7 protein-coding genes are annotated in these 9,124 nt (G+C 65.0%); 4 read left to right on the top strand and 3 right to left on the bottom strand.

Annotated elements, in window-relative coordinates; translation table 11 throughout:
- Positions 1–98: 98 nt before the first annotated feature.
- Positions 99–2,003 carry a PQQ-like beta-propeller repeat protein gene (locus tag KF886_19015; protein MBX3179453.1) on the bottom strand — a complete coding sequence of 635 codons (1,905 nt, stop codon included), beginning with the start codon at positions 2,001–2,003 and terminating at the stop codon, positions 99–101.
- Between the two features lie 371 nt (positions 2,004–2,374).
- On the opposite strand from KF886_19015, the gene KF886_19010 reads away from it, so the two are divergent.
- The 4 genes from KF886_19010 (at position 2,375) to KF886_18995 (ending at position 7,433) form a co-directional block, all read left to right on the top strand.
- Positions 2,375–3,931: an exo-alpha-sialidase gene (locus tag KF886_19010; GenBank protein MBX3179452.1), complete on the top strand. Its 1,557-nt coding sequence runs from the start codon at positions 2,375–2,377 to the stop codon at positions 3,929–3,931.
- A 96-nt stretch (positions 3,932–4,027) separates the two neighbouring features.
- A complete protein-coding gene (locus KF886_19005; protein MBX3179451.1) occupies positions 4,028–6,739 on the top strand; it encodes a glycoside hydrolase family 127 protein in 2,712 nt (903 codons plus the stop codon).
- A gap of 66 nt (positions 6,740–6,805) precedes the next feature.
- On the top strand, positions 6,806–7,027 hold the full coding sequence (locus tag KF886_19000) for an AbrB/MazE/SpoVT family DNA-binding domain-containing protein (GenBank protein ID MBX3179450.1): 222 nt from the start codon (positions 6,806–6,808) through the stop codon (positions 7,025–7,027).
- Positions 7,028–7,031: 4 nt separating this feature from the next.
- A complete protein-coding gene (locus KF886_18995; protein MBX3179449.1) occupies positions 7,032–7,433 on the top strand; it encodes a type II toxin-antitoxin system death-on-curing family toxin in 402 nt (133 codons plus the stop codon).
- Positions 7,434–7,608: 175 nt separating this feature from the next.
- On the opposite strand, the gene KF886_18990 is transcribed toward KF886_18995, so the two are convergent.
- Both KF886_18990 and KF886_18985 read right to left on the bottom strand, forming a co-directional pair.
- Positions 7,609–8,166 (bottom strand): hypothetical protein, encoded by a 558-nt coding sequence (locus KF886_18990; protein ID MBX3179448.1) that lies wholly within the window; start codon positions 8,164–8,166, stop codon positions 7,609–7,611.
- A gap of 325 nt (positions 8,167–8,491) precedes the next feature.
- Positions 8,492–9,118, bottom strand: coding sequence for a hypothetical protein (locus KF886_18985; protein MBX3179447.1), 627 nt, complete (start codon positions 9,116–9,118; stop codon positions 8,492–8,494).
- Positions 9,119–9,124 lie beyond the last annotated feature (6 nt).

Genomic DNA, 9,124 nt, shown 5'->3' with positions numbered 1-9,124 from the left:
TCTTGGCGTCGCCCCCCGAAAATGTGAACCGAGCAATCGACTCCTATTTGACTTCATCGTTGCCGATGTACCTTCAAACCGGATGAGCCAAACAATTGTCACTCGGCTGGTTCATCTTCCGCGCCGCCCGCCTCCGCTTCCGTCTCCGCGGGATCGGGCCCGGGCGCGCGGGGCAATGCATAGCACACCGCCTCGCGATCATTGCGCACGAACAGTTTCCCGTGCGCGACGACGGGGTGGTTCCAGGTCTTGCTGCTGAGGGCCTGAAAACGCCCGCGAATGTCGACGAAGGACGGGTACGCCGCCACGAGAACCACTTCCCCCGCCTCCGTCAGCACGATCAGCATGTCCATCTCGTTGAGCAGGAGCACCTGACCGCCCCAGCGCTCGCCGGTGAAACGAACCGAGCCGTCGGTAGTCTCCATGCAGGCGAATCGGGTGCCATCGAAGCCGTAGAGATAGCCATCGTGGTGCACGTAGTCGTTGAAGTAGGGCCGGAAGCGTTCGCTCGTGTAATTGGTGCGCGGCACGAGCGCGTCGCCCTCCTTCCAGACCTTGATCATGCGGATGCCCTTGCGCTGGCCGGTCCCCGCGTAGATGTTGTACAGATCCAGCACGAAGGGTTGCGCCACGCGCGGGTTGTTCTTGAGGTCCCATTCCTGCTCCCAGAGGAGCGCGCCCGTGGCGGGATCGAAGGCTTCGATGCCATAGTTGCTGTTCATGAATATATGGGGCGTCGCCGCCACTTCGCCGAAGTGCGGTGAGCTGTAGCCGTTATGCCCCTTGCCGGCGGTCCAGACGATGGCGCCATCCGCCTGATTATACGCAATGAGGCTCTTTCCATCGCCCGCGCCGTTGTAGGCGATCACAAGCTCGCCGTGCGCCAGCGGCGAGCTGGAAAAGCCCCACCGGGGAATCCCGATCCCCGCGTCTTCCTTCAGATCGCGGCGCCAGATGGTCTCGCCGGTCGCCGCGTCGATGCATTGCAGGATGCCCGTGGCGCCCTGGGTGAATAGCTTGCCGTTGCGGTATTCGGGCGTGGCGCGGGGGCCGTCGCCCATGACCTCGCTGAAGCGCTCCTGGACCGCATTAATCCACACTTCTTCGCCCGTGTTCGCGTCGTAACAGACCACGACCTCGTCTTCGCCGCGCTGCTCCTGGGTGAAGCAGTAGTCCCCGATGACGGTGAACGAGGACCAGCCCAGGCCGATCGGGCGACGCCACAATTCAACGGGCGGATTGGCGGCCCAGTCCACGCCGAAGGTGGAGACGCGGTTGCGCCCATCGCGCCGGTCGCCGCGAAACCCAGGCCAATCCTCGGGATCGAGGTCCTCGGGCAAGGCGGCGACCTGGTTTTCGACGGCGGTTCCGGATGCGAGGCCGGCCTCGGGAGCCGTGCTCCAGCGCGCACTTAACAGGGGCGCCATGTTGCCGTCGACCCCCGCGACCTTGACCAGGCAGTAGAAAACCGCGCAGACCGCCATCGCGCCGAGCAGGACCTTTCGGCGCACGTCCCAGCGCATACCGGCCGTGGCCAGCAGCACGACCGCCAGCCCGGTCGCGAGCGTGGGCAGCGTATACACGAGCAGCATAGGTGCGAAGGGGCGGCTTAACAACACCGGAAGCACAACGGCCCCCAAAGCCAGGCCCGCGCCAATAAAGCGCTCGCGCTTCGGCACGGTGCGCGAGCGGAGCCACCACGCCAGCAGCAGCAGCGCGCCGATCAGCGGAACGGCGGCGATCCCGATATACGTCTGGTGGGGCGTCGTGCTCGTGGAGGCGATGCTCCAGGCCAGCGCGTGCTGCACGGCAATGATGAGGAGCGGCACGACGATGCCCGGGCGCGGTTCCGGCGGCGGGCCGGCGGGTTCGGGGGGCGCCTGCGCTTCTAAAGACTCGGGCGCTTCTTCCGCCGCGCCGTCCGCGGCCTCGGCGGCGGCCGCCGGTTGGGTAGCTTCGCTCTCGGATTCGGGCTTCTTCGATTCGGACTCGTTCTCGGCCATGGCTGCGCAAACTCCGGCAGGTTGACGTACTGGCCGCATGGTATGTGGAAGGCGGACGCGGTATCAAGGAAAGAATGCGCAAGGCCAGGGATGGATACGCCGGCCGACGATAGCCGCAGGGTCTGGGTCCATCCCGATCGGGGTCGCCCGGTGGGGCCTGATAAGATCACGCGACCTCCGCCTACCCCCACCGGGACATACCCACGCCCGGCAGCGCTTGCCGTTTGGATCGCGGGCGCCTGGATTGCGTGTGGGTCGGTTTCCCTGTATCGGGCGTATCTGCGCGGGTACGTCCCTTGCGCCTGTTCGTGCAACATGCGCGCCGCTGCGGCGCCTGCTATAATCGCCGCATTACTACCAGGAGAACCGCCATGCGACTGCTGCCTGCACTACTCTGCGCCCTGATTACCGTCCCCGCCGCCGCCCTGCAACTCGGTGAAGCGGCCGGACCTGTGCCGCTCGTCAACCTTGAGGGGCTTGATCGCGTCATGGACAACTACGGCGAACGCCGGGGCACCGCCGTGGTGTTTCTGTCCGAGCGATGCCCGGAAACCGAGGCGCAAATCCGCGAAATCGTCGAGACCCATGAACGCTACCGAATCCGCGAGGTCCTTTTCGTCGGCGTGGTGTCCAATCCGGCGGAGGATCCCGAGGAAATCCGGGCCTGGGCGCAGAATCGGGGGGTGATTTTCCCAGTCTACCGCGATCCCGATGGCGCCGTGGCGAAGCAATTCGGCGCGACCGTCACGCCCGAGTTCTTTCTGCTCGACAACGCCGGGAAACTGGTTTACCATGGTGCGCTGCGGGGTCCAGACGGCGCGACGACCCTCGACACCGCGATCCAGGAAATGATGCGCGGCGACGCCATCGCGACCCCGCGCGGGCCGGTCTCGGGCACGCCGCTGAGCGATCCGGCGCCCGCGCGCGACGTGGACAACCCCTATGGTTCCATGCGTTTCTATTCGAGCTTCGTTTTCGACGAGTTGCCCGGCGTGCCGGTCCAGCATTGCTCCACGCTCGCCGAGGCGCCAAACGGTGACTTGCTCTGCCTCTGGTATGGCGGGAGCTACGAATCCGCCGAGGATCAGGCGCTCTACCTCGCCCGGCTCCCAAAGGGCGAACGCCAGTGGGCGCCCACCGAGCGCGTGTTGTGGAACCCGGAACAGCCCCCGGGCAACGCGGTGATCTTCCGCACGCCGAACGACCAGGTGGGGATCGTCTGGGGACGTATGGAGAAGAGCCGCCCCATGCGCCGGGGCACGGGCTGGAGCGAGTGCCGCCTGCTCTACCGCACCTCCAGCGACAACGGCCGCACGTGGAGCACGGACGTAGAAATCCCCGACTCCTACGGCACGACGCCGCGCAACGTCCCCCTCACGCTTCAGGATGGACGTCTCGCGCTGCCCATCAGCGGCGAGACCCAGGAGGGCCGGGGATCCTTCCTCCTGTACCTCCAGAAGGGCAGCGACGCGTGGACCCGGGGCGGCTTCGCCTCGGGCGGCAGCCAGCCGACGGTCATCCAGCGGGACAACGGCGACCTTCTCGCGCTGATGCGCAACAAGCCACGGATCCCCCAGGTTGTCTCCACCGACGGCGGCGCCACCTGGGGCGCGCCCTCCAGCACCGATCTCAAGAACCCCGGTTCCGGCATCGCCATGACGCGCCTGAAGAGCGGGCGGGTGCTCCTCGTCTACAACGACACCGATCAATCCGACCGGTACCCGCTGAACATCATCCAGTCCACCGACGGCGGCATGACCTGGGAAGAGCAGCGCACGCTGGAGGCCGACTGGGGCGAATTCTCCTACCCCTGCATCATCCAGTCAAGCGACGGCATGATCCACGTGAGCTATACCTACCGCCGCTACCACATCAAGCACGTGGCCTTTGACGAGGGCTGGCTGATTCACGAAGAACGCCCGAACTGATAGCGGCGCGCAGGGGCGCGCCGGCCCGGTGGATTCCCCGCCGGCATTGCGGTACGATGACCCGGAACCCGAAAGGGTAACAGGAGGAGTGCCGCAATGGGCTTGTGCATCTGTCTGCTGGCCGCGCTGGGCGTGCTGATCGCCGCGCCGTCGCCTGGCGAGGAACTGGCCATTCCCGACACCCGGCTGCGCCTGGAAGGCGAGGTAGGGCGCCGGACCGAGGCCGTCATCGAGAACTGGGTGCTGCCAATGCCCGACGCGAACCCGGCGGTGCTCGAAATGTTCCGCCTCCGCGATCGCGAACCGGCCTACAACAATCCGGTTCCCTGGGCGGGCGAGTTCATCGGGAAATACCTTCAGTCGGCGGTGCAGTTCCTGCAATTCACCGATGATCCCCGGCTCCGGGAGCGCGTGGAGACGACGGTCGCCGAGCTGATCGCCACCCAGAGCCCCGAGGGCTACCTGGGCCCTTTCCGGCAAGAGGAACGCCTGCTCGGCCACTGGGATCTGTGGGGGCACTACCACGTGCTCTACGCGCTCCACGCCTGGCACAAGGCCACAGGCGACGACGACGCGCTGGACGCGGCGACCCGCGCGGCGAATCTGATCTGCGACACCTACCTCGACACGGGGCGGCGCGTGCACGACGCGGGCAGCCACGAAATGAACATGGCAATCATGCACGCGCTGGGTATCCTCCACCGCGAGACGGGGAACGACCGCTATTTCCGCATGATGCGCGAGATCGAGCAGGATTGGCAGGTCCCGCCCGCGGGGGATTACCTCCGGACCGGCTTGGACGGAATCCCGTTTTACAAAACGCCGAAACCGCGCTGGGAAAGTCTGCATTGCATGCAGGGCCTCGGCGAGTTCTACCGGATTACCGGCGAGGCGCCGTACCGCGATGCGCTGCTGCATTTCTGGCGCAGCATCCACGCCACGGATATCCACAATGCGGGCAGCTTCTCCACCGGCGAAGGCGCGGTCGGCAATCCCTTCAAGCCGGGCGCGATCGAAACCTGCTGCACCGTGGCCTGGATCGCCTACAGCGTGGACGCGTTGCGCCTCGAGGCCGATCCGGCGATTGCGGACGCCATCGAACTGGCGACCTTGAACACCGTGCTGGGCTACGAGCATCCCAGCGGACGCTGGTGCACCTACGATACGCCCATGGACGGCAAGCGTCCGGCGTCGGCGCACAGCATCGTCTTCCAATCGCGCGAGGGCACACCGGAGCTCAACTGCTGCTCGGTCAATGGCGCGCGGGGCCTCAGTATCATCGCGGACTGGGGTGTGCTCGAGGGCGCGGACGGCCTGTACCTCAACTACTACGGGCCCGGACGCATCGAAGCGGCCACGGCGCGGCATGGCGCCTGGCGCTTTGACCAGAAGACCGCCTATCCGTCCGATGGCGCGATAACGATTGTCGTGACGCCGGGAAGCGACGCCGAAACCACGCTGCATTTGCGTATTCCGGCGTGGTCGATCAATACCGAGGTATCCGTGAATGGCGAACGCGTGCGGGACGTCTCCCCGGGAACCTACCTGCCGCTCGCGCGCACGTGGGCCCCGGGCGACGCCATCACCCTCGAACTCGACATGGGCCTGCGCGCTCTGCCGGGGGACAGCTACGTGGACTTCCGGGGCTCGCTCTACCACGGCCCGCTGCTGCTTGCCTACGATCAGAAGCACAACACGCTGGAGCCCGCGCAGCTGCCGGCGCTCGATCTCGCCGAGATCGCGCTGAAGCCCGTGACATCCGACGCGCGCTTCCAGCCGATGCTGCTGCTGGAAACGGACACCCCGAGCGGTCCGCTGCGCCTGGTCGACTATGCGACCGCGGGCGCACACGGAACCTACTACCAGTCCTGGCTGCCCATCCAGAACCTGCCCCCCATGCCGGTGGCTCTGCTCCGCCCGGGGAACGGGGACACGTTGCCGGCGGGCGCACTGTACCTCCAATGGAGCGCGGCGGGGCGTGACATACGCTACACGCTCACGATTGCGCGGGATGCGGCCATGCGCGACGTGGTGGCGACGCAGACCGATATCGCGCAGCCGGCGGCCTACTTCGAGCCCTCCGCCAGCGCGGGGGACTACTATTGGACCGTAATGGCGCAGGGTCCGGGCGGCCAGAGCGCCAGCAACAATGGTCCCTACCACTTCCGCATCGACTCATCGCTCCCGGCCGCCGAGGCGGCGCTCCTCCTGGACGCCGCGCTCCAGGGCAAGTCCGCGGCGTCCGTTGGCAAACTCGTGGTGAACGAGCACGCCCGCGCCGTACCCGGCCGCGATGGCCGCGAGAACGGCGCGCTGTATTTCGACGGCCAGAAGACCAAACTGGTCTATGACATTGGCGTCTTCCCGGCGCGGGACTACACCTTCAGCGCGTGGATCGCGCCGGACAACCTCGCGGCCAACGACGCCGGCTGGCATCACGTGTTCTCCGCCTGGGCGCAGGGATCCGACGACCCGCTGCGGGTCTCGGTGCAGAACCGGCGGCTCGTGGTGAATATTGAACAACACGCGGGCGGCGCGCACTGTCCCGGCCCGGAATTGGCGGAAGGCGAGTGGATCCATGTCGCCGCCGTCAAGGAGCGCAACCGCCTGCGCCTCTATGTCAACGGCGACCTGGCGCACGAGACCTCCGTCCCCGAGGAACTCAGGACCTCGGCCACGCGGGTCGGCCTCGGCTGCAACCCGAACTTCGGCGAGCTCGAAGGCTACCAGGGCGCGATTGCGGATGTGCGCTTCTATGCATCCGCCCTGACCGACGCGGCCATCCAGCGGCTGGCCAGCGATAGCTGATGACCCGGAACCGGCCCCGAGTGCGCATATCGTCCGTGTTATAATCGAACGAAAGGAGCACGAGCCATGGAAACGACGATTACGAAAATCGGTGATTCGTTCGGAATCATTCTGCCCCCAGACTTTCTGGAACGCCTCCAATTGAAAGACGGTGACAAAGTGTATCTGACGGAATCACCCGATGGGGTCCGCATATCTCCCCATGACGCGGATTTCGAATTGGCAATGACGCATGCCGAACGTGTCATGCGTGAAAACGACAATGCGTTGAGACGGCTCGCGGAATAGCGCGATGGAGCACGCAGCCGCGGAACCTCACTGGATCACGACGCCCATGGCGTTGGAGATCCATCGCCGGCAGATCGCGCGATACGGTGGCTCGGATGGCGTCCGCGATCTGGGTCTCTTGGATTCGGCTCTCAATCGCCCCCGCAACGTGTTCCACTACGAGGGGCCGGTACCGCTCGCGAGGCTGGCAGCGAGCTACTGCTTCGGCATTTCAAGAAACCACCCGTTTATCGACGGTAACAAGCGGGTCTCGTTCGTTGTCGCAAGCGTTTTCATGTTGCTCAATGGATTTAATGTCGAGGCCTCGGAAGATGATGTCGTGGAGACCATGCTCGCCGTGGCCAGCGGCGAAATGAGCGAGGAAGCACTCACCGATTGGTTTGCGCACCACGTGGCGCCGCGCTGAGGCCGGCCCCCTACCCCGCCCCCGCAGCCTCCCCGGCGCCGCCTCACTCCGGTTTGCCGGCAATTCCACCGGCCACTCCGTGGCCGACACAGGCGGGACGCCTGTGCCACTTTCTTTTCGCGGTGGCCTGAATGTCACCAGCGAGACCGTCCGGGCGACCCCGCGCTGACGCCGCTCAGCTCAGCCAGGCGGCAAGCACGAATAGCAGCACGCCCGCGGCGGACCAGGCCGCCGCCAGGGCGCGGTACCGGGGCTCCCGCCAGGCCATCAGAAAGCCGCTGGCCAGGATGAGCAGGAGCGCGATCGCGAAGAGTGCGGCATAGACCTTGAAGAGGACGCCGCCCTTGGCTTTATGCAGCTGCACGAGGTGGCGGTATCCCGTAGTTTCCTTGACGGTGAGCCGGGCCGAGAGCGGGTCGGCGGTGGGCTCCAGCAGCACGTCGCGGCGGGACCCGGTCCACTCCATCTGAAAGGACGTGCCGACCGTGCGAATTCCCGGCGCGCCGGAGGGCGGGGCCACGGACAGGCGTTGCAGTTCGGCCTCAGCCAGCGCGGCCAGCGACCCCGCGTCCGCCACCAGCGGCGATTCCAGCGCAATGGTATGCGTTTCCGAGGCGTAGGAGCCCTTCACGCCCCAGGTGTAGAGCCCGCCCGTTATCAGAAACAGGAGCGCCGCCGGAAAGGTGAAAGCCGCAAGCAGCAGGTGTATCTTGATCAGGGTCGTCCGTTGCATCACAGTCCATTCGTTGAGGAAAACGCCAGGTACTTCACGCGCCGCCGGAGCCCTTCGCAACCCGCGTCACCAGGCTGTGAAGTGCAGGCGGGAGCCACGCCAACACGATCCAGATTGGGGGATACCGGCCAGGAACATGACCGGCCCAAGGTAAACAGTGCGAAGCCGTCCCTTATTCCCACACACGGGCGCCGGCACTTGCGCCAGAGGGTAGCTACCGATTGAATGGAGACAGGATATACAGGATGGAGTACATCATCTTGTAAATCCTGTAAATCCTGTCCAATTTCAAGAGCAAATCAAAAGGACGGATGTGTACTGTCCCCTACGTAACCGGGTCCCCGGCCACAACCCAGAACGAATGTTTAGCGGTCACACGCCTGCTTTTCCTATCCACCACGAGAAGCCGCTTCTTCCACGTGCGATCCGCCCACATCCCACCTTCCGATGGATGAGTGTAGAAAAAGTACTGCTCGAGCTGTGAACCGCCGTCATCTATATTGGCCTCACCAAACCTCGCACGCATTTCACCGCGCGTCTTGCCCGCCAGAGTCGCGAACGTAACCCCCGGCGGGAGCTCACCCATGTTATCTTCCAAGTCTTTTCTATCCCATTGATAAAGCTGATCAACTTCGACGACGCCTTCATCATTAAAAAAGACGGACCACCCATCGTACTCCCAGCACTCGGCATACACGGGAAGCACGCGATAAGGCGGGCCAAGCTCGGCGATGACATCACCAATGGACTGTCCGATCTGTATCGACTGAAACACCGCTTCGTCATACTGCTCGGAATAGACGGTGCATGGCGCCACGGTCCACCACACCGTCGGAGCCGCAAACAGAAGGAACGGCGCAATAATCGCTGCCAGATAAACTGCGACCAGCCGGTAATAGGTGGGGTTATGAGTCCGGCACGGCATCATCGAATTCGTGTGATTGGTTTCCAACACACG

Source organism: Candidatus Hydrogenedentota bacterium (assembly GCA_019637335.1).
Classification (GTDB): Bacteria; Hydrogenedentota; Hydrogenedentia; order Hydrogenedentales; family JAEUWI01; genus JAEUWI01.
The sequence above is the reverse complement of the archived record's forward strand: the minus strand, read 5'-3'. Positions and strand labels throughout refer to the sequence as shown.

Coding starts and splice junctions, on each gene's coding strand:
- KF886_18995 (MBX3179449.1), top strand. CDS start 7,032: ATGGAGCACGCAGCCGCGGAACCTCACTGGATCACGACGCCCATGGCG.
- KF886_18990 (MBX3179448.1), bottom strand. CDS start 8,166: ATGCAACGGACGACCCTGATCAAGATACACCTGCTGCTTGCGGCTTTC.
- KF886_19000 (MBX3179450.1), top strand. CDS start 6,806: ATGGAAACGACGATTACGAAAATCGGTGATTCGTTCGGAATCATTCTG.
- KF886_19010 (MBX3179452.1), top strand. CDS start 2,375: ATGCGACTGCTGCCTGCACTACTCTGCGCCCTGATTACCGTCCCCGCC.
- KF886_19005 (MBX3179451.1), top strand. CDS start 4,028: ATGGGCTTGTGCATCTGTCTGCTGGCCGCGCTGGGCGTGCTGATCGCC.
- KF886_19015 (MBX3179453.1), bottom strand. CDS start 2,003: ATGGCCGAGAACGAGTCCGAATCGAAGAAGCCCGAATCCGAGAGCGAA.